The sequence below is a fragment of the Pseudomonas sp. LAMO17WK12:I1 genome (assembly GCF_900177315.1).
Lineage (GTDB): Bacteria > Pseudomonadota > Gammaproteobacteria > Pseudomonadales > Pseudomonadaceae > Aquipseudomonas > Aquipseudomonas marginalis.
Genome location: NZ_FWZV01000017.1, coordinates 39258 through 59296 on the forward strand (window position 1 = coordinate 39258; position 20039 = coordinate 59296).

Below are 20039 nucleotides of genomic sequence, written 5' to 3' on the forward strand. Positions count from 1 at the left end.
CAACGCCAGGCGTTATCGAGTAGCCCTGAATGAGATTTTTGCTCAGAACACCTGCAACAGTCGAACGTTGATGCGGGCGCTTTCCTTGAAGCCATTTTCCACCTCAAGATCGCGCCCGAGCGCCACCAGCACCTGCGTCTTCGGGCGGATGAAGTAACTGCCACCCACGCTGATTTTTCGTTGCCGAGCTTCGTCGTCGCTGTCAACGCCATTGACTCGGGTCTCACCGCCCCAGGTCTGTGACAGGCCGACGAAAGCGTTGGCGCCGGGGGTGAACTGGTAACGCAAATATCCCTGCCCCTGGTAGAGCTGTTTCTGCTTGAGCGTGTCGCCGGCAGCGCCGTAGTTGTCGTTCTTGCCGTGGAACATGACGTCGCCGGTCAAGTCGACATACCAATTGTCGGTCAGCCCTTTGACGAAACCTACCTGTAAATCAAACTTCCAGCGGTTTTCACCCAGATTGAGCGGGCGGTCGTGGCTATAGCTACCCGTTGGAAGGTACAGATAGGGCGCTATGGCTAGATAGGTGCGAGACGCTGCGTCGTTGATCAACCAGACTGGTGCGGCCAGGATAACGTCACCTACCCCGCTGGTTTTGCCCAGTGCACTCGTGTCGCGCCCGGCATCCAGCCGGCCAAACGGTACCAGGATCTGGGGGCCTACCGTCAGCCCGCCAATCGTGGTGTAGTGCACCAGCCTCCCGATGCCGACATCCGAGACCAGCCGAGGATCCCGCGCCGTCTGCCGTCCCTGGGCATAGAGTTTGTTGCGCTCGGCATGCTGCAGGTACAGCAACCCCGCCGTCGTACCCTCCGGCGCCGGGACGAAATCACCGATGTCCACATCGATGGCGCGCGCGGTCATCGGCACCATCGTGACCATCGGTAGACAGGCCAAGGCCAATACCTTGTTCATGCTGCTCAGGGGCGAGTGGGTACCGGCCTTTGACACGTGGCCGGTCCTGCGGGCGACGCTGGAGAATGCTTGGGTCATTACGGAAGTCCTCTCTCGAGTAGTCATCTGTCATTGATCGGTCGGCGAAGTGCGGCGACACAGGACAACGCGGCAGTGCGCATGACAAAGATAGGGGGGACGCGCCCCAAGTCGCTTTGTTGGGGCGGTCATTCGTTGTGCTGGGAAGGACAGCTGCTCGGCGCTTACGCCTCGTGGCACGGCGGCCGCTTCAACTGCGTGCCTCTGCACCGGCCATGGCGTCGTAGGCCGGCGAGCGCAGCAGCGCATGGAGTTGCCGGCGACGGACCCCCATGTTGCCGCCGTCGTACAGGGGAAAACACAGCGCGTCCTGCATCAGGCCGGCCAACGGGTAGAGGTCGGTATAGGCATCGACACCGACAACGCGCATGGCATCGTAGACAGCCTGAACGCACAGTTCCGAACAGTGAACCTTGGTGATGATGGCCAGTTCGCGGCTGCGTCCCTGGGTGATATCGAGCTGGTGACAGGCTTTCCAGGTCAGGTAGCGCGCGGCCTCGATGCGCATCTTGATATCGGCCAGCATGAAGCCAACGTTCTGGTGCTCAATCACAGGCACCGTGCCGGAGCGCTTGTCGGTGCGGGCAAACTTCAAGGCGACGTCGAAGGCCGCGCGCATCACACCTACGCAGGCCGCGCCGATGAGCGCCGCAGTCCAGGAGAAGGCATCTTCCACCATGGCAATGCCATCGCCCGGCTTGCCCACAATATTGGCCGCCGGCACGCGCACATTGTTGAAGTGGATGCGCGGCGAGATCGTCGCGCGATGGCCGACGGTATCGAGAAAGCCCGCGATCTCGATGCCCTGGGCGCTGCCGGGCACCATGATGACCGCCAGCGATTGCTGCGGCGGCAGGGTCGCATCGGTGCGGCATATGACGCTGTACAGGTGCGCGCCCTTGCCGTCCCAACCGGTGCCGTTGGTGGTGTAGTGCTTTGCGCCGTTGATGACCCATTCGTCGCCTTCGAGGCGGGCGAATGTCTGCACGCCGGCGGAGGGGTCGGGGTTGTCGTAGTTAGCGCCTCCGGTGACCTCAGTGAAGGCCAGGGCGGCCAGGCGCGAGCCATCTTCGACGAAGTCCGGCAGGAAGCGGCGCTTCTGCTCCTCGGTGCCGTGGTGCAGCACCGCGTGCAAACCCAGGCCGGTGCCCAGCAAGGCCGAAGGCAAGTTGACGTCGGTGGCGGCGAGTTCTTCGGCTGCCAAGGCAAAATCCAGCGTGGTCAGGGCGCTGCCGCCGCACGAGACGGGCAGCAACGCCTTGATGAAGCCGGCGTCGACCATTGCATCGTAGAACGGCCGCGTGGCGTAGAACCGGTCTTCCGGTCGCGCGATTGGGGCGATAGTGGGGGCGACCTTGCTGAGGACTTCGGCGGCGAAGGTGCGCGCGCTTGCCTGTAAAGCCTTCTGTGATTCGGTGAGCTGGAAATCGATAGCCATGGGAAGCGACCTTTCTTGCGGTGGGTTAGGTAACGGACAACCCATCGTAGGCAGCCGGACTGCCTCGGTCTCGCCGGAGCGTGCAAGCCCAATTGACGATTTGCGCAAGGGCACAGGGCTTTCCCGACTGAGGTCGTGCCTTCTGCAGAAAGAGCCTGTGGCGGGTGAATGCCCCCTTGGTTCTGGCGCGGACTTTGCGTCTTCCTGCCGCAGGTCACATGGGTTCAGTCCTGCGCCTGTTTATCCGGCGAAAACTGCACCGGCATGACGCATTCGCATTCCCGCCGTGCACAGCGCAGGCACAAACGAAAATGCCGTGCCAGGGTGCCTGAACGCCCATCAACCGACGACTTGCCTTTGCGTGCAAGACCAGTTGACGATCTGTGCAACAGGAGGACCACATGACACGTCTGAGCGGCCCGCCATACCGTGACATTGGCTCAGAAATCAGTCGCTGGCTTGCGCTCGTGATGATTGTCTTTTGCGCCACTGAGGGGTGACCGCAGGATGCAAATCTGGACTACCGAAGCGTGCGTGCAGCGCGAAAGATTCAGCTACTGGCGTGAGGTCCTCTGCGAAGCCTTCGTCTCGCTCAATCCCATCCTCAAGCAAGAGCCTGCAGGATCGAACTTCACGGGCGAGGTGAGCTCCCGGCCCCTCTCCATGAGCGCGCAGACCCGCGTGTTTTCCCGTGCGCAGTTCGTCCAACGACGCTGGGATGAAATCCGCCGCAACCCGGTCGAGTTCTGCTTCGCGAACTTCCAGTTGGAAGGGTCATGCGTGGTACGTCAGGATGGGCAGGAGACACTGGTGTTGCCCGGTGACTTCTCCGTCGTGGACTCCACGCGTCCCTACTTTCTCGATTTCAGGGAAGATTGGCGCGTGCTGTCATTCCGTATACCCAGGGAGCAACTGGTGTCCAGGCTCGCGGCACCGCGCCAGGCGACAGCGCGCTGCGTCAGCGGACAAGCGGGACTTGGACTGGTCGCGGCTCGCTTCGCCCGCTCACTTGAACAGATGGACGCCAGCGTCGGCCTACAGGCGCAGCACGGGCTCAGCGCCGCGCTCAACGGTGTCATCGCCGTCGCGCTGGGCGCCACGCTGGAGGCGCAGGAACAGGACCGGGTGCCGCTGCGGACAGCCTTCCGCCAGGCGGTCGAGACCTATATAGCCGATCATTTATCTGAACCCGGGCTCGGGCCGGACCTGCTTGCGGCGCGATTCAAGGTCTCGCGCCGGACACTCTATGGCCTGTTCGAGGAAGAGCCATTTTCCGTCAGTGGCCTGATCCGGGAGCTGCGCTTGCGGCACAGCGCGCGCGATCTCTGCAGTTCCAGCCATCCTGGCGTGCTCGCCGTAGCGCTGCGCTGGGGATTTAACGATGCCTCGCATTTCTCCCGGTTGTTCAAGCAGCGGTTCGGGATTTCCCCAAGGGGGCTTGCAGCCAGCGTAGAGGGTGAAGCCAAGCCAGGAACGAACAGTTGTGGATCGGTCCAGGATCTTCTGATCAGGTGAAGACAAGGTTCAGGAACTACAAAGGCGATCAAGGTGCGAGGTGCCGGGATGGGATGGGATGCGGCGCAGGGTGACCCGCGGTCATCTGTTGGTAGTCCCCGTTCATCACGGCGCGTTTCGCCATGAATATGGAGCCAGCGGTACTCCCCGGACTGACTTGCGGGGGCTATTTCTGAAAAGCATCAACTACCTCCAGTTTTGCTCACGAGGTGTTGAGGTCGTTCTCGCTCTTGATGCCCCGAGCATCGCGGTCTTCGAATGCCCGGGGCAGTCTGGCTTGGACTGGCGTCTGTCGACTCAGGCGGCCTGATACAGACGGCGCTCGACCAGCCGGCTGTTACGCAGGCGATGCGTTGCCTTGGCACCGGCCAGCACGGCCAGGTCCAACAGCGGTTCGAGGATGACGACGGTCATGTAGGCACTGCCGAAGGTCAGGACTGACAGTGCGTTCTCTGCCGTGAAGCCCTTCCCGTAGAAGGCCCAGAAGGCAACCCAGGCGACGATGCCTGACTGGAAGGCCGTCGACAGGCCCAGTGCCTGGCGATAGCCCAGATCAACATAGGGCGTGTTTGGCGCGATGATACGCCGCGCCAGGGCAGCAACTGCCAACAACGGTACCAAAAGGGTGGTGACGTTCATGCCGTACTGCGGCAGGTCGAATGGGGCGAAGAACAGACCCTGGATTAACAGCCCCAAAGCGAGACCTACTGCGGCAGGTGCTGCACCGAACAACAGGAACAGCGTCGAACCGAGTATGAGATGCACCTCCGAGACGCCAACCGGATGATGCGGTAGCAGTTCAAAGAAGCCAAACACCAGCGCCGTGGTGGCGACGGCGCGAACCACCAGCGAGACGGCACCGCGTTCGCCAATGGCGTCCGCAACGAGTTTGACGGTGTAGGTGCCGACGCTTGCGGCGGTAACATAGCTCAGCCAGAGTTTTCCGGCTTCCACGAGGCCAGGTTCGATATGCATGACGATGACTCCTTGGCCGCCTCTGCGGCTTGCTAGGTAAAAAAGGACAACAAAAAACTGCTCCGCCCTCAGTGAGAGGCTCGGCTGATCGCCACGGGCTCGCGATGCGGCAGATGCTCACCGGTGTGCCCGTGGGCCGGTGGACAGCTTGCATTGAGCAAAACCACCGGTTGTCCATGGGGAGTATTCAGGTAGGCCTGCCTCCATTCCTCGCCCCGCTGGACGATGTCCTCCATCCCGGTCAGGCCGAGGGTGGTGACCATTCTTTCCATGGCCGTGATCCATTGCCGGTAATAGGCGTCATTGACGCTTTCTCCGGGTTGCGCCGGGGCAGCCTTGATCTCTTCGCTGAATACCTGCACCCAGTCCTTCCAGGGGAACACGCCGGCTTGGTGCAAGTGCACCAGCAGGGAAAAAGCCTGAGCCTGCCAAGGCTTGTCGAACACCGGGCCTTCATCGTCGAGAGGGAGGCCGACGGCCTTGTAGGCGTGGCGCATGCTCGTGTTCATACGGCCTCCAGGTAGTTGTCCCATAGGTCGATGCACACACTGTCTGGTCGCCGTACTCCCCACAATTCTTCGGCACTGAAGCGTACGGCATAGACCTGCTGCGGCTGTTCGCCCAAACCGTGGGCCATCGTGTCCGGGGTAGCGAACGCGCCATGTGCAATCACGATTGTGCCGACCTTACCGCGCGCGTAGCGTGGCAGCCGGGTGTGATTGGTTGGGTTGAGGCACTTCGTCCGCACCCGGTCACCGACTTGGAATTGGCCGGGGACATCTTCTTTTGCTCGTGACGAGGCGCCGCCGAGCACGACGGCGTCGACGATGTCCGGAGTTAAAACCGTGACGGGCTGTGTCGGTGGGGTTGGTTTGGCCGTACCCTGCAGTTCGGCGGCGCTGATGACGCCCTTTTCTGTCAGCAGGGTCTCGAAGGCGTGCAGCCAGTGCTCGTAGTAGCTCGACTGCAGGTATTCGGCCGGCTTCATGCGTTCGATGGCGTGGCGGAATTCGTCGACGTTGAAGTACCCGCCGACGAAGAGCGAGGCGAAGAGCGGAAAAACCCTGCGCTCCCAATCATGATGGAAGATGGGTTCGTGCTCTTCCGTGAGCACTGGGCCGAAACCATGCATGCCGCCCAGGTCGTGTATACCATTCATGGGTTTTCTCCTTTTCAGGTTCAGGCTACTTGATCCGGATTCTTAGGCAGTCCGGTACCGATCATGGCGTCGCGAGTCACGAGTTCGACCAGTTGTTCCTCGTTCCAGCCATCAGTACCCGCCGGACGTTCCGGCAATACCAGATAGCGCAGCTCAGCGCTGCTGTCCCAGACGCGAACTTCCTTGTCATCAGGAATCGTCAGACCGAACTCCGCCAGCACGCCGCGCGGGTCAATGACTATCCTCGAGCGATAAGGTGCGGACTTGTACCAGACCGGTGGCAGGCCCAGGGTCGGCCACGGGTAGCAGGAGCACAGTGTGCATACCGTCACGTTGTGCACGGTCTGGCTGTTCTCCACGACCACCATGTCTTCACCCTGAACACCAGAAAAGCCCAGCTCGGCGATGGCTGCAGTGCCATCTTCCAGCAGCCTGTGTTTGTACAGAGGGTCGAACCAGGCTTTCGCTATGACCTGGGCGCCGTTTCTCGGGCCGACCTTGTGTTGGTAGGTGTCCACCAAAGCATCCATGGCGACGGGATCGACCAGGCCCTTTTCCGTCAGCAGGGACTCGAGCGCTTTGACGCGTAGCGCTATGGCCTCCGGTGGCTCAGTGTGGTCGTGATCGTGATGATGTTCGTGCGTATGGCTCATGTCTTTGCCCCCTCTGAAGTTGGTGAAATCGCTCCCTGCATTACTCGACGAGTGCAGCAATACCCGTATCCGGCGCCAGCTTTTTCACAGGTTACTTTCCTCGTTTCGGCCAAATTACCCCAACGCTTTTCATTCCTTTGGCGGGGTCCATTTCGGGGTGTGCGAGTACTACGTCGCGGTAGGAGGGGCTACCAATCACGGCGGGTTTAAACTTGATCAGAAAGTCATTGACCTCTTTGCGCAGGTCCGGTGCCAGATCGTAGTCGTTGTAGCATTCCTCAAGACAATCGAGCACGGCTTGCCAGTGCACCTCGGTAAGACCCATTCCGCGATGCGCGGTGACCATGTCCCTGCCCCGGTATTTGGCGCTGCCACCCCAGTGTTCAGAAAGGAAATCGACAAAGTTGATGTGTTCCTTCTGGAATGTTGATTCGGACATGTGGGCCCAGATATGGCCGATAGCGGGATGTCCCATGGTCTTCCTCAAAACTGCACCTGCGAACTGATAAATGACGTCGTAGCCCCCAAGACGCGCATAGAGGGAGGGCTGTTGTTCCACGGATGGTTGCTGGTCGGTCATGATGCGGTTTCTCCGTTTCGGCTGGGGACGATCTGATTCGCTCAATGTCGTGTTCCGCACGGTTGATAAAGGGCGCGAGAACGTGGGACGAATACAAAATTAGAGCTGCTGTCGAGCGCACGCTTTGCTGGCAAGGACAATCGTTTGGTCTAGACGGACAACGGCTTAGGAAAACCGTGCTTGCAGCCGACGCAGAATGCTGACATCGGAACTGGTCCTGCGGCCATGGGGGGAGATATGGTCCGTGACTGGGGTTCCTTTATTTCTGTCTTGACCGGACGGTTCGCTGTTCTAGATCGCCGTGGACGTTGGTGTTTTACGATTGCTCCCATTCCATCGGCGTTGCAGCACCAAGGTCCCGAGTTGCAGCAGGTAAGTGGCAAACTCTTCGGGTGCCATGTCCCATCTGTGTAAAAACCAGGATGAATCGGATAGTCGCTGCTGTTCTCGTAGATGCATGAGACACCTCGTCATTTGTGTTTTTAGGGACACGGCGTGGAGTGAACATTATCTAGGGGAGATGAAGTGTGCTTGGCTCGAATGGACAACCGTTTGGTTAAAAAGGACAGGTATAGATGTCCGGCATGCCAGTGGGCAGCGATGGTGCGGGGTGGGGAGGGATAGACAGGGATAAACGGCCAGATACAAGAAAGCCCGCACGAGGCGGGCTTCTTGAGGTGATTCATAGACTGCTGTAGACATCTATGGATCGGTACTTGGTGGTACACAGTCATTTGAATTGGGTGGACAAGATGTTGATTTTATTTGTTTTGTTTATATGTTGTGTGGTTAGGGATACATGTGGGGATACACGCGGCGCCCGATTGAACGCCGTAACGAAGTCTAAACATAAGAAATCTGCGTTGTACGCAACCAGTTGTGCTGATTTTTAATGTCTGCTTAGAGATCTGCTAAGCGAGCTAGCAGTGTTGGTTCAGCGCGTTGGGTTACGCGTCAATTGTGGGCAAATGTTGTTCGATTACGCCTAGCCATCCCATACCGGCATAGGTTTCAAACCCAGGCGTTATCGAGTAACCCTGGATGAGGTTTTTACTCAAGATGCTGTAACCACTCGTTTGGGCGGCTTTAGTTTGCAACTCAATTCGCTCGCCCAGCTGATTCTGTGTATCAGAGCTGGCAATTATCTTGTGATTGCCGTCGATGATCATCAATCGACTTCGCGAGCGTTCATCCTCGCTCAAGCGCACGCCTTTGAGCACCGAGTCAGCTTGATTTTTCCAGTCGAAAAAAATTCCGATAACGCCAATCACCGGGGTCTGTTTACCTGCCTTGCTGCGCACAGCCGCACTGAATGTGCAGGTTTGCGAGTCGTTCAACAGCGGTTCGGCCGTTATTTCTCCAGCGAAATACTGGTCACCTGAAGCGTGCTGCATTGCTTTCTTGAACCAAGGCTCCTTCGCAACATTGGCTCCGATCACTTTGCCAAAGGTTCCCGGTCGGCCCGAGGCCAAGATTCGCCCACTGTTGTCAGCGACCCAGATGTCCAGGTACACGGTGTAACTGTCGAGAATGATCCCAAGACGCTCGCTGGCGTGGGCGCAATCTTCCGGGGAGTGACTCGTCAGCGCGTCTACCAGGGATGCATCCGTTGCCCACCAGCGCACGTCGCATGTGCGCTCGTAAAGGTTTCGATCGATGATCTCGATCATGTTAAGCGACAGATCAGCCAATCGCTGTCCGCGCACGTCAAAGCACATGCCCCGACCGAGTGCCGTCAGTTCATTGACCGAAACCTGCAAGTCCTCGGTCAGCCCGCTGGCAATTTTCGAGATACGCTCGGAGATATTTTTGACTTCTTCCGCCACAACCGAGAACCCCATCCCGGCCTTGCCTGCATGTGCGGCTTCAATGAGTGCATTGATTGCCAGCAATCGAGTTTGGCGAGTGATCGCATGTATATCACTGACACCACGATTCGCCAGAGACTCCACTTCCCGTGAGAGGGAGACGATCCGTTCGGGTTCGATCATTTTCTTTCTGCTTCTACGAGTTATTGATGGCGGCAGTGGGTTGCTGATCAATGAACGAAGAAAATACAAAACTGGGCTATAGCTGCCCTCTAACGAATGAAGGTTAGGACCCCTCTAACAATAAGATCGGCTGATTTCACTGGGCCATTAGGTGAATACGAAAAATTAATTCAAATGTTCGAGGCCCGGATCCCTCTTGGCTTGGGTCGTAAGGAATGGGACACCAATGAGCGCTGGCAAGAGAGCCTAGAGACTCAGCAGTTTGATGCGGCTCATTGACAATACGGCATTCATGACGCGGTCAGGCTTAGGAGGGCAGGGCGATCGTAGTGGTTGTCATTGCCACACAGGGTCAACCCTGTACGCATCAAGGCGCCGAACCTAGACGGTTTCATTCAGAAAACTCAGCGCAGTAATGGGTGTTACTTCGGTTGGGCAATCACATGAGCATCGTTCAGATCGTATAGATAGCTCTGGTTCTGGTTGTCAGTTGTATTGCTACCCTGAAATCCACGGAGGGCCGGTTTGGGTCGAAAGCAGACCAAATGCAATGACCACTTCTGGCCGATTTCTGCCTGTCACGACTGACCGAAATCGACCCAAAGCTGACGGTTGCGATAGGTAGAAATCGGCCAGAGGTGGATGCTTGCGAAATATGGGTTCGAATGCCCAGAGCCAACCGACGGCACTCAAAATTTTCTGCTTCAAACCTCAGGGATTTCATCAGGCGAGATCACATTGCCATCCCAGTCAATTCTACAAATGCATTTATGCAAAAAATATGCATTGACGCAAAATATGTATGTGTATACAGTATTTTTTGCTCGCCCACGTCATGCTTCGCGATAACCTTAGGCGGGCGAAGTACACGAAGCAGCGAAGGCTGGAAGCCTTCACAAATAGGAATGCTGTCGATGAATGGATCAGACGACTTAACCAAAAGGAAATGGTAATGACAATAGAACTCGGAGAATCCAGAGTAACAGCCCCGGCCTTGATAGAGGCGTTTAACTTCAATCTTAGAAGTGATAATCAGCCACTGAACTTCTTCCCTCCCGCTATTCGGATGGACCTCCAAAGACGGGATGTAATAAATGCATTCACAAGCAAGATTCAAAAAGAAATCGATGCCGCGCATACTGAAAACATGCAGAAAATCGACAGTGACATAAAAAAGGATGTAGAGAGTGAGGGAGGCTCTAATGAGCCAATGGATGCCACAACTCCAGAATCAACCGTAACAAAAGAACATGTCATTCATGTAACATTATACTACAATTCTAAAGCAGAAGAAAAAAACCAAGCGGACAAAGCAGCGTCGCTGAAAGTCGGCCCGGACCTTAAACCGTATTATTCTGTTTCTGATGTATTTCCGGATAATAAGTACCAAGATGCAGCAGTCCGAAAGCAACGGCTTATTGATTGGGCTTTAGGCTATGAAGCCCTTCGGCTCGCTCAGGTCTATGCAGAAACAGCCAGGCGTTTAAAAGTGGCAGCAGATGCATTGGCTGTTATTCAGGCCGAACAAGCACGCCTAACCGCCGCAAATGAAGCTGTTCGGAACGCCAATACGTTCCGTGCACCGGGCCCTGCATCTGCTGCCGGCTCGCTGTTTATGACTTCAGCCGGAACCGTAACGGTAGTTGAAGCCGCGGCGCTCACTCTACAAGCGGCTATTCGTGCAGCCATTAGCGCTTTGGGCGGAGTTATTGCGAGTGTTGGGGCAGGCCTTGTTGTTGGGGTTTCAGCGCTGTTTTACTCGTCAAAGCTGGCGAATGGCGAACTGTCGGAGCGTTATGCTTTCAGTACCCCAGTATCGGACCTGATTCCTGACCTTCAGCAAGATCTGAATAGCGTTGTTGCCACAGGTGGCACCGTTGATTTGGCTTACCGCATTAGCTCAAAAACTGCTGCAGATGGGCAGTCAGAGGTCTTTGTAGTCAAGACTGATGGCGTGACGGTTCCGTCAAAGGTCAGGGTAGTGGCGGCTCGTTATGATGCGGCACAGAAAGTATATACCGCTACGACAGCGGATGTACCTCCACGGACTCTAACCTGGACGCCTATTGTCAGCCCAGGGAATAATTCAACGACCTCGCCTACTGAACAGCCTGTGCCAACAGTTTACACTGGCGCTACAGTGACTCCGGTGGAAGGCCGCATTGACGCCTTTCCTGCAGTTTCAGAAGCGAGTTTTGATGATTTTATTACGGTCTTTCCAGCGGATTCAGGTCTGCCACCGATCTATACGATGTTCCGGGATCGGCGAGAGGATGCAGGTGTTGCAACAGGTTTTGGCCAGCCTGTGTCGGGGAACTGGTTGGGAGCTGCATCACAAGTTGAAGGGGCTCCAATTCCGTCACAGATTGCGGACCAATTGCGAGGCAAAGAGTTTAAAAACTTCAGGAAATTTCGAGAGGCGTTTTGGAAGTCTGTCGCTAATGACTCCGAACTATCAAAGCAATTTATCAGCAACAATATTTCTGAAATGAAGAACGGGCGGGCTCCGTTTGTTCGAAAGGGAGATCGGGTTGGTGGTCAGGTGAAGTTTGAACTTCATCATGCCACTTATGTATCCAAAGGAGGCGCAGTTTTTGATATTGATAATATTCGGGTGGTTACCCCAAAGCAGCACAGCTCAATACATCTAGAGGGTAAGTAATATGAGTATTAAGAAAATAGAAGAGTACACAGAATCTGAGTTTTTACTATTTGTTAAAAAAATTTGTGATTCTGAGTACGCCACCGAGAAAGACCAAGTTGATGCGGTTTTAGAGTTTGAGGTATTGACAGAGCATCCAGACGGATCTGACTTAATTTATTATCCTCCATCGAATGCGGAGAGTACGCCTGAAGTCATAACAAAAAAAGTTAAAGAGTGGCGCGCAGCGAACGGTAAGCCTGGATTTAGATCTACCTAAGCTCGATTGCTTCTGGTGATGCCCTTGCCGTGAGCTTCGGTGAGGGTATTTTATTTTTCGAACATTGTAGGGGGTAACTGGGAGGTTCCCTGGTAAATTCAGTTGAAAGGACATATGTGGCGTAGGTGGGAAGTGTATTCAGGTATATAGGTGTCAACTGCGGAAGTTCGCTGCCGAGCCGCTATTAACCCAAGATTGAACGACAGCTCCTGGCCGATGGCTGCCAGTCGCCACCGGCAGCTATCGACCCAAAGCGGACGTCGAGGGCGAGCTTCTGAGAATGCTCGCTAAGACGATTTACGCGGCAAAAGTAAGCACTCTTGCCTCTTGAGTATCCGCTATGAACGCATTGACTTGCTCTTGCGGACGCGGGGAAAGTTCTGGGTATTCATCTGCAAGGTATTCGATGACCGTATCTTCTTCCCAAGGGCCGAGCGAAGTCATGTAGTCAGGGTACTGATTTTGAATTTCTCTCCATGATTGGTAAGTATGCTTGGAGAGCAACATGACTGTTCGGGTGTAGATAATATGAATCTGCACGAATCTATTTCCGTATGTTGACGTCTGGGACACCGCCAGGCGAGTTTATATCCTTTTCAAGATTGCCTTCCTGTTGGCAGCTTCTGCCTGAAGAAAGTGGTGGGCTGGACGTCCGCTTCTGGCCGGTATCTGCCCTTCTTGAAGGGTAACTGTGTGGCTGTGGGTGAGCTTGATGGGACGAGCCTAAGAGGGGGGCATGTTCCCCTCTCCTGCAACACGCTTAGCTGCTGGAATACGAGGTGTTCCGACTATTTCTATTCGGTGTAAAGCTCCTGAAAACCATATATTCCGTGGCCTTCAGCGTTTATGGTGCACCGGGAGCCTGTGGAGCACCGGATTGAGGAGGGTTGAGTTATTCATTCATCCCGCCGCCCTTTATCTGGGGTACCAACAGCGGGTAATGGTGGTGACCACAGGGGCACCTCTTCCCCTGACACCTCAACAGCTTCAATGATAGCTGTGCAAGGGCTGGGGGGGCCTGGCCATCTACTGACCTACTACCCAACCGGAGACGGAACCCCCTATAGCCACTTGAATCTGAAAAAACATCGGGGTTCGAATTACCCCAATCCGAATCACCTCCCAAAGGACCCATGAGCGAAGCGGAGATGCCGTGTTTTGGCTGCTGGGTAATTGCACGGACTTGCTCACCCTTTTCATTCGACCTGACCAGTCACTGCGTCAGATTTGACCGGCACGAGTTGTGGGTATGACCGGCAGAGATCGACCCAAAGCGGTCATCCACAGAGCCGGCCACTCAGGGGAAAGAAGTAAAGGCCGCATGATGCTTACTCATTATCGATAAGGACATCACCATGAACAACGCGATGAGGCCCCGCCAGGATAAAGAACACACAAAAGACTTGACTGCTCGTTTCGGTCGCGGGTGCTACCAGGTAAACAGCAGTTGCACAACAGAAAGTTCCTGCGACGTCAGCAAGCATTTGCGCAGGGCAGTGCGTAGTTCAGAACGCTGGAGTTAGGATTGACCTCTGGCTTTTGGGTCACGATGCGATGTCCATTTTTCTATCGCCATGAATTTATTCTTCACAGCGTTCCAGAGTGATCTGGCCTATTGCTGGTCCAACAATCTCGACGATGTCGTCGTGGCCGAGATTCTTTAACCGATAGAGCACGAGTGTGTTAGTAGCTGTAATGAACTCGGTTAAAAAACATTGGTAACGCAATCCAATCCAGATACTCGGTCGCCGAGTTTCGAACACGTCTCTCCAGACCAATCTACCCTGAGGCCAGGTTCGCCAACTGCGTGTAGGCAAGTCGTTCAGTGCAATCTTGTGACGTGCAGCGAGTTCTCCTACATAGACTTCAAACGGTTTGATCAGCGGCGCCTGGCTGCGGATATCAGCAAGAAAATCACTTGCGCGCTGTCCTTTTGCATGCAGGCGCGCCTCCCGTAGTGTCTGGGCCTGGATGGCCCCGGCTATGACGAATTTCCATTCGAGATCGGGTACTGACTGGATACATTCGAGCGACCTCAGCCACGCTGCATGCATACCGGCAAAGTCGGTCTCTCGTTTAAGCGTGTAAAACTCGCTGTCTTTGTCGCCAATCCAATTGTCGACCTTGCCAAAGTCCCGATGGTCGAATCCTCCCCGAGCGCGAACAGCCTCCAGCTCCTTGGCATCTATATTGACGCGTTGAGCCACCTCTCGAAACAGCGTCTGGATGGCAAGTGCTCCCATGGCTGCCAACCCCTGATCGACATCGGCCTGAACTTCTGGCGACCAACCGCTGTTGCTTATGAACTGCTCATGCCCTCCATTGCAGACTTCTCCTTCGTAGTTGGATACTTGGCAGCTCAGCCTGGTCTCGATAGGCAATTCGTGTCGCAGATATGCACCGTAATGGTCCAATGTTTGGACGGTCTTCATAACCGCTTCTATCAAAGCATAAGGGTTCTCGCCCCGGTAATGTCTTTCGCGGATCGGAATAGAGGTCAATCGATGGGAGTTCGGATGTGCAGGGTCAAAAACATCCATATGGCACAGTCTCTCGACGGTTGAAGGAGTGGCTTACTGTTGTGCTTCGTAAAACCGAAAGACAATTTCTAGGGCCCTTGACTGAACTTGTGTAATAAAAAATTCATAAAGATGAAAGTATTTTTCCCCAGAAGCAAGTGAGCACGTAGATTCAAATCCCAGTTGGAAGTTTCGCGTAGCGGGCCGCCGCATCGTCCGCTATTGGCCGTTCTCCGCCGATCTTGGTTTCAACGCGTGTTGGTCAAATTCGATGCAATTGCTGGTCAGAACGAATGCAAGTTACTGGTCGGATCGAATGCAAACGGATGGTCAGGTGGAGCGCAATTTCGCAGGCTGCTCTCTGGGCATCTGGGAGATGTGTAGGAATGCGTGGGCGAACCCCTCTGCTGCTCGCTGAAGGCGCCTAATGCGACGGGGTGATGGGGGTTAAAAACCGATACCCCTCAAAAAACGGTGTTCCAGGTGTTCCAGGTGTTCCACCAAGGCTGAAAGCCACGGACTACGTGGCCTCCAGGCTGGAACACCTTTTTATTTGAGCTGGAACACCAGGTGTTCCAGCGGCAAAAGGTGTTCCACGTTGAAGCCTGTTGATTTGGTCCCAGAGTCACGTCCTCAACGTTCGGCGCAGGTTGCGCCAGGAACGATTTGTGTGCGGACAGACGTGGTAGGTTCGGTCTGGTACATGTGTCGCAGAGCCTGCTGTTGCTCGCTGACGGCACCCAATGCGACGGGATGACGGAGGTAAAAAACCGATACCCCTCAAAAACCGGTGTTCCAGGTGTTCCACTAAAGCTGAAAGCCACGTATCTCGTGGCTTTCAGGCCGGAACACCTTTTTATTTGAGCTGGAACACCAGGTGTTCCAGCCGCAAAAGGTGTTCCACGTTGATGGTGTGTCAATTCAGTCCAACAGCAGTTCCTCAACTGTCGGTCTCGTTGGACCTGTCCTGATTGTATGAGGGCCGACGTAGTCAAACCGGTCCTCCCGGTGAGTGGGAGGTAAGGGAATCCGAATGTCCTGCAAAGAGCCTTGCAGACCCATGACATACGCGACCTGCTGGTATCGTTTGGCTACTGCCACCAACTCATTAGCGCTGCTTCTTATTTGTTCCGCTCGTTTGTACAGGATTGCCCTCAAGAGCTCTTTGTGTGAGCTCTCCAATGCTTGGCCGCACTGTTCGAGTCGTTGCTCGATCTCAACCACTTCCTGTTCAAGTTTAGCGATGGCAGCAGTTCGAGCCAGGTGCTTGCCACGGCTTCTGTCCGACTCGCCAAGGATTGATTGCAGAGCTGTGTCTGCTTCGGCTTCAGCAGCTGTATCGCCAGTAGCAATGGCCGCACTGTAGGCTTTGAGCGCTTTGTCATGCGCAGATGCTTTGGCTTCCTTGTCCATAGCGTCCTCAGCGACCAGGGACTTTAATTTGTGGGTTAGCTGTTCCTTGGTCCTTTCCAGTTCTTGGAGCGTTTTTTGGTGAGCTGCGTGTTTGGTTTGAGCCGCTTTGATTTCAGGGGTTGAAAGCGTGTTTCTTTTAAACATGGGGGTATCTCCATTTACATATGGTGCTGCGAAAGGCTTGCCGGAATGGCAGGCCGAAATGGATAACTAATTTATGCGGCCTCGATGGAGTGTCCGCTGTCATCCGCCATGAGTGCGGATGAGTTAAAAACGTAGGCGCGGGCTTTAGGCATGCCCGGCAGCCTTACCGATTGAGCCGCTTTGCCATCGCTGCCGGGCTCTAAAATGGCCCGGCTTAATAGCTCTTTGTTAACGGCGTTCAGGTTCATGCCTTTGAAAACTTCGGAACACCAAGCCTCGGGTAGTACGTAGTAGGTCGTGGTGGTGTGCAGCGCATCACCCAGGCCGTGCTCCAGCGTCTTGCGAAAGCCCAGCCGGTCAATGGTGCGAGGGCCGTGCTCATCGATCTTGGCGGCGGCGGATTCCCAGCGAGTGAAACGGCTCTCCCCAAAACGCTCGATCACTTGGCGAAGCCGCGCCACGATGGCATCACTCTCGAAGTTTCCGGCGCCGCCTCGCTCATTCAGCCAGGCATTGAGACAAACCTTTGCCGCCGTGGTCGCCCCCCCCTCTGGCCAGCCAGTTATCCCCAGGGCGGTGGCCAACTCTCCAGCAGCAGCCGCCAATCCAAAGCGAGTGGCAGCACGTTGGGCCTGTCCGCTCGCTGATTTGGGTAGTGACGTCGAGACAAACCGCTCAATGGTGTGGCGCAAAATGGTCGACCACCCCAGCATCTTTCCGGGCTCACACAGGGCCGATAGGAAGGCGGTTAGCGGGGTGCCGTAGTATTTGGTCACCCGCGCTTTTAGAGCGTCTGAAAGCGCAGCAGCATCCTCAAAACCATTGAGGGCATCGAACATTCCAAGCCCTTTGCTGGCATCGGCAGGTACTGCGAGCATGCGTACTTCCATGCCCGCTTTAAGATCCTTGTTTGCCTCTGCCATGTGCTGCGCTAACGTCTTTTCCCCGGTCGAGAGAAACAACAAACGCCATTCCTGAACGTGACGACCGGCCTGGCCTCGATCATTGGCGCGTGCTTTGCCACTGCCATTACCCAGCATGTAAACCGTTTCGCCAATGATGCGCGGATCACACATGCCGATTTCATCGAGCACCAATAAGCCATCTGAGTGCGCGGCGGCGATGGACTCGAGGGCGTTGTCAGTAGAGCGCCAGGAGCGTACGCAACGTGGGCTACCGTAGACCGATGCGGCCACCTGCAAATGGGTGGTTTTCCCACCGGAGCTATCGCCGTAAAGGTGAAAGCCCCCTGACTCATGCCCGAGCATATGCAGTACTGGCCCTGCGAAAGCGGCACACACAACGAACGTCAGGCGGTGGTTGCCAATGCATAGGGAACCAATATGGCGTTGCCATTGTGCGAGTGTTCCGGCCTGACTGATGGGCGGAAGTTGAGCACCCGCATCATAGAAATGCAGCTGCTCTTTGCTGACGCCAATCTGTTGCTCTGGGAGCAGATAGGCATCGTCATGCCAACCGAGTCGGTTAACCACTCGGGCGCGTTTGTCACTGTCATAGCTTTGCAGGTAGCCCTGCAAATCGTTGCGAGCGTTACGCCCTGACCGACTCCCCGCCAACCGCAAGCCCATATCCACCAGAGGCCCCAACACTTCCTTGCCGAAGTCACCGGCCATGTTGCGAGCGGGGATGTTCCAGCGTTTTTTATCCCCATCGGGATCATCCAGCTCGACCAGTAAGCCCCAGTTATTGCCCTTTTCGTCCCGGGTGCGGGCGAGAATTTCCAGGCGAGAGCAGACTGGCCGAGCTTCACCATCATCGCCGGCATAAAATACGCCTTCGGATGTGAGCCGAAAGCCACCTGGCAGCGTATTGGTTTTGGGTTTCCTAGCGGGTTGTTTACTGTTGGTCTGCTTGGCTTTGGACGGCTTGTCGCGAGGCGTCGTGAGGGGCAGAGAGAAAAGCTCTCCTGTGCGCTCCAGCTCGGCAAAGTGGGCGGGCGTCCAATCCTTTGCCTGAGCATCGGCAGCATCATCGCCGTCCGCCCACACACCGCCCTTGGCAAAGGTCGGTGCTTCTCCATTGAGGCCCGGTCGCTGACTGAACACCGCGAGCGCCAGAACGCGCACAGAGGCCGCTCCCAGCGTGCGCAGGTGCTCGGCCAGCTCTTCCATGCACTTGAGCCCCGGCGCATCGTTATCAGGCCACAGCAGCACATCGCGCCCAATCAGCGGACTAAAGTCCGACTTGCGCCAAGAGTTCGTTCCGTTGAGCCAGCAGGTGGCCACGTACCCCGGCATTAGCAGCGCGGCGGCGTCGGCAGATTTCTCGCCCTCGGTCACCACGACGGGGGCCACGTCGCGTTGCTTGAGGTGGTCGAGGTGTAACAGCGGACGCGGTTCCGGCAAACCTTGCCAGCGCCACTGGAGGACACCATTTTTGCCTTTGCACCAGGTCAGAGGTGCAAACACCTTACGCGGATTGCCGCTGTCATCTGGAGGCAGGTCAAAGCGATAGAGCACCATCAACGGCAGGGCGTCGGCGTCTCGATAAATCCAAACCTTTGAGGGCGTTCCATGCTGGCGATGCTTGACCAAAATTTTCGCCATGGCCTCATCAGGAATGGGGCGAACGGCCACCCAGTCCGGTGTTCTGTTTTGCGCCGATTTTGCGGTTGTTGAGACGCTATTTGAGTCGTTGGCCACACCCAGAAAGTCGGCGAGTTTGTTGCACGCTTCGACCTCTGTTCCACCATCCAAATAACGGACCAAATCAATCAGGTCGCCGCCCTTGTCGCCGGTGGCAAAATCCGCCCAGGTGCCCTTGGCTAAGTTCACCTTGAACGATCCGGCGTGCTTGTCGGCGCGAGTTGGATTCGGCGCTGAATATTCCTTGCCGCCGTCTTCGCGTTTCCCGTTGGGTAGCCAGTGAGACAACACTCGGTCAATAGCCTTAAGGGAGGCGCCTTTCACCTGGGCGAAGCTGGGGCGTTTGCCAGTTTTAGCGGGGCGCTCGGTCATTGGTCGGGCCTCGCAAGAAATAGCCCGTCCGTGACGTCATCAATTAGTGCTTTCGCCATTTCGCCCAGGTAATAAGACGCCCAACTTAGCCGCTCGCAGTTATCGGTCATGGCGGCGTCGAACGCGAATTGATTGGCGAAAAATTGCAGGTGTGATGCGACCTCTAAAGCCTCATCGATTGATATGCCTGGGTTGACGCGAAACAGCATCCTACCTTCTTTGTTCACCTTGGTGAACTGTGTATGGCCCGGTGTTTTGTGTTCGGCTGGCGAGGTCATTGGGCACCTCCATCACGAGGCATTTTGCGAGTGGAATCATGGCCGTGTTCGGCCAGTGTTTTTATGAGAGCCAGTGCGCCGCGTACATCCCAAAGGGTGCCCGCCACTATCGCTGATGGGAGCGGCGGTCTGCCCTCTATGAAGTGTTCCTCAAGCAAGGCCAAGACCGAGTCGGCGCGAATGATGGTGCAGCTGATCGCATCGATCGGTATGCCTGCTTCGACGTCGCCGGAGACGGTCAAAAGCTCTTCTGGCAGAGCAAGGCATTTCGATTTCATTTCACACCCCCTGTGGCTTCCAGGGCGCGTGCTTTTTCCATGTGAGAGTTGTAACGGGCGAGGCGAGAACGGAGGCTGGAGTTTGCGTGTAGAGCGGCGCGAGCCATTGCCCGGTGGGCAGCAGCACGGATTTTGGACGGATTTAGGGCGTGCATGGTGGAGCTCCTTCTTAAGTGGAAGCTGCCACGGAACGTCGCCAAACGA

17 protein-coding genes are annotated in these 20039 nt (G+C 55.9%); 3 read left to right on the forward strand and 14 right to left on the reverse strand.

The genetic code is table 11. The features are described from left to right. Positions 1 to 42: 42 nt before the first annotated feature. On the reverse strand, positions 43 to 993 hold the full coding sequence (locus B9N88_RS27565) for a transporter (RefSeq protein ID WP_223841665.1): 951 nt from the start codon (positions 991 to 993) through the stop codon (positions 43 to 45). 190 nt (positions 994 to 1183) lie between these two features. Next, entirely contained in the window at positions 1184 to 2431 is a 1248-nt protein-coding gene (locus B9N88_RS27570) for an acyl-CoA dehydrogenase family protein (protein WP_027606928.1), read from the reverse strand. Positions 2432 to 2938: 507 nt separating this feature from the next. Here B9N88_RS27570 and B9N88_RS27575 point away from each other — a divergent pair. After that, positions 2939 to 3946 carry a helix-turn-helix domain-containing protein gene (locus B9N88_RS27575; RefSeq protein ID WP_051429384.1) on the forward strand — a complete coding sequence of 336 codons (1008 nt, stop codon included), beginning with the start codon at positions 2939 to 2941 and terminating at the stop codon, positions 3944 to 3946. A 297-nt stretch (positions 3947 to 4243) separates the two neighbouring features. On the opposite strand, the gene B9N88_RS27580 is transcribed toward B9N88_RS27575, so the two are convergent. From B9N88_RS27580 to B9N88_RS27605, 6 genes are all read right to left on the reverse strand, one after another. Then, entirely contained in the window at positions 4244 to 4921 is a 678-nt protein-coding gene (locus B9N88_RS27580; protein WP_027606927.1) for an energy-coupling factor ABC transporter permease, read from the reverse strand. A 68-nt stretch (positions 4922 to 4989) separates the two neighbouring features. After that, positions 4990 to 5430 (reverse strand): nitrile hydratase accessory protein, encoded by a 441-nt coding sequence (locus tag B9N88_RS27585; RefSeq protein ID WP_027606926.1) that lies wholly within the window; start codon positions 5428 to 5430, stop codon positions 4990 to 4992. Beyond that, entirely contained in the window at positions 5427 to 6080 is a 654-nt protein-coding gene (gene nthB, locus B9N88_RS27590; RefSeq protein ID WP_027606925.1) for a nitrile hydratase subunit beta, read from the reverse strand. Before nthB ends, B9N88_RS27585 begins: the two co-directional genes overlap by 4 nt. A gap of 20 nt (positions 6081 to 6100) precedes the next feature. Beyond that, complete coding sequence (nthA, locus tag B9N88_RS27595) at positions 6101 to 6733, reverse strand: nitrile hydratase subunit alpha (RefSeq protein ID WP_027606924.1); 633 nt, start codon at positions 6731 to 6733, stop codon at positions 6101 to 6103. A gap of 91 nt (positions 6734 to 6824) precedes the next feature. Continuing rightward, entirely contained in the window at positions 6825 to 7313 is a 489-nt protein-coding gene (locus B9N88_RS27600; protein WP_027606923.1) for a group I truncated hemoglobin, read from the reverse strand. 947 nt (positions 7314 to 8260) lie between these two features. Beyond that, the gene (locus tag B9N88_RS27605) at positions 8261 to 9304 is read right to left on the reverse strand and encodes a methyl-accepting chemotaxis protein (RefSeq protein WP_027606922.1); all 1044 of its coding nucleotides are present in this window, start codon (positions 9302 to 9304) and stop codon (positions 8261 to 8263) included. Positions 9305 to 10256: 952 nt separating this feature from the next. Here B9N88_RS27605 and B9N88_RS27610 point away from each other — a divergent pair. Both B9N88_RS27610 and B9N88_RS27615 read left to right on the forward strand, forming a co-directional pair. Beyond that, positions 10257 to 11966: an S-type pyocin domain-containing protein gene (locus B9N88_RS27610; RefSeq protein WP_371263384.1), complete on the forward strand. Its 1710-nt coding sequence runs from the start codon at positions 10257 to 10259 to the stop codon at positions 11964 to 11966. 1 nt (position 11967) lies between these two features. Continuing rightward, entirely contained in the window at positions 11968 to 12225 is a 258-nt protein-coding gene (locus B9N88_RS27615; RefSeq protein WP_081744459.1) for a bacteriocin immunity protein, read from the forward strand. Between the two features lie 297 nt (positions 12226 to 12522). Here the strand turns inward: B9N88_RS27615 and B9N88_RS27620 are convergent, their stop codons facing one another. From B9N88_RS27620 to B9N88_RS27645, 6 genes are all read right to left on the reverse strand, one after another. Beyond that, the gene (locus B9N88_RS27620) at positions 12523 to 12765 is read right to left on the reverse strand and encodes a hypothetical protein (protein ID WP_027606921.1); all 243 of its coding nucleotides are present in this window, start codon (positions 12763 to 12765) and stop codon (positions 12523 to 12525) included. Positions 12766 to 13805: 1040 nt separating this feature from the next. Beyond that, entirely contained in the window at positions 13806 to 14657 is an 852-nt protein-coding gene (locus B9N88_RS27625; RefSeq protein WP_027606920.1) for a DMP19 family protein, read from the reverse strand. A gap of 1008 nt (positions 14658 to 15665) precedes the next feature. Next, a complete protein-coding gene (locus tag B9N88_RS27630) occupies positions 15666 to 16301 on the reverse strand; it encodes a hypothetical protein (RefSeq protein ID WP_027606919.1) in 636 nt (211 codons plus the stop codon). Positions 16302 to 16372: 71 nt separating this feature from the next. Continuing rightward, positions 16373 to 19279, reverse strand: a complete 2907-nt coding sequence (locus B9N88_RS27635; protein WP_027606918.1) for a DUF927 domain-containing protein — start codon at positions 19277 to 19279, stop codon at positions 16373 to 16375. Continuing rightward, a complete protein-coding gene (locus B9N88_RS27640; protein WP_027606917.1) occupies positions 19276 to 19557 on the reverse strand; it encodes a DUF3077 domain-containing protein in 282 nt (93 codons plus the stop codon). The genes B9N88_RS27635 and B9N88_RS27640 overlap by 4 nt, the downstream gene beginning before the upstream one ends. Further along, positions 19554 to 19835 carry a hypothetical protein gene (locus tag B9N88_RS27645; RefSeq protein WP_027606916.1) on the reverse strand — a complete coding sequence of 94 codons (282 nt, stop codon included), beginning with the start codon at positions 19833 to 19835 and terminating at the stop codon, positions 19554 to 19556. The genes B9N88_RS27640 and B9N88_RS27645 overlap by 4 nt, the downstream gene beginning before the upstream one ends. Between the last annotated feature and the right edge of the window lie 204 nt (positions 19836 to 20039).

Excerpts from the sequence above, each read along its gene's own strand:
- nthA (WP_027606924.1), bottom strand. The coding sequence starts at position 6,733 with ATGAGCCATACGCACGAACATCATCACGATCACGACCACACTGAGCCA.
- B9N88_RS27630 (WP_027606919.1), bottom strand. The coding sequence starts at position 16,301 with ATGTTTAAAAGAAACACGCTTTCAACCCCTGAAATCAAAGCGGCTCAA.
- B9N88_RS27615 (WP_081744459.1), top strand. The coding sequence starts at position 11,968 with ATGAGTATTAAGAAAATAGAAGAGTACACAGAATCTGAGTTTTTACTA.
- B9N88_RS27575 (WP_051429384.1), top strand. The coding sequence starts at position 2,939 with ATGCAAATCTGGACTACCGAAGCGTGCGTGCAGCGCGAAAGATTCAGC.
- B9N88_RS27625 (WP_027606920.1), bottom strand. The coding sequence starts at position 14,657 with ATGAAGACCGTCCAAACATTGGACCATTACGGTGCATATCTGCGACAC.
- B9N88_RS27605 (WP_027606922.1), bottom strand. The coding sequence starts at position 9,304 with ATGATCGAACCCGAACGGATCGTCTCCCTCTCACGGGAAGTGGAGTCT.
- B9N88_RS27635 (WP_027606918.1), bottom strand. The coding sequence starts at position 19,279 with ATGACCGAGCGCCCCGCTAAAACTGGCAAACGCCCCAGCTTCGCCCAG.
- B9N88_RS27640 (WP_027606917.1), bottom strand. The coding sequence starts at position 19,557 with ATGACCTCGCCAGCCGAACACAAAACACCGGGCCATACACAGTTCACC.
- B9N88_RS27570 (WP_027606928.1), bottom strand. The coding sequence starts at position 2,431 with ATGGCTATCGATTTCCAGCTCACCGAATCACAGAAGGCTTTACAGGCA.
- nthB (WP_027606925.1), bottom strand. The coding sequence starts at position 6,080 with ATGAATGGTATACACGACCTGGGCGGCATGCATGGTTTCGGCCCAGTG.
- B9N88_RS27645 (WP_027606916.1), bottom strand. The coding sequence starts at position 19,835 with ATGAAATCGAAATGCCTTGCTCTGCCAGAAGAGCTTTTGACCGTCTCC.
- B9N88_RS27565 (WP_223841665.1), bottom strand. The coding sequence starts at position 993 with ATGACCCAAGCATTCTCCAGCGTCGCCCGCAGGACCGGCCACGTGTCA.
- B9N88_RS27600 (WP_027606923.1), bottom strand. The coding sequence starts at position 7,313 with ATGACCGACCAGCAACCATCCGTGGAACAACAGCCCTCCCTCTATGCG.
- B9N88_RS27610 (WP_371263384.1), top strand. The coding sequence starts at position 10,257 with ATGACAATAGAACTCGGAGAATCCAGAGTAACAGCCCCGGCCTTGATA.
- B9N88_RS27580 (WP_027606927.1), bottom strand. The coding sequence starts at position 4,921 with ATGCATATCGAACCTGGCCTCGTGGAAGCCGGAAAACTCTGGCTGAGC.
- B9N88_RS27585 (WP_027606926.1), bottom strand. The coding sequence starts at position 5,430 with ATGAACACGAGCATGCGCCACGCCTACAAGGCCGTCGGCCTCCCTCTC.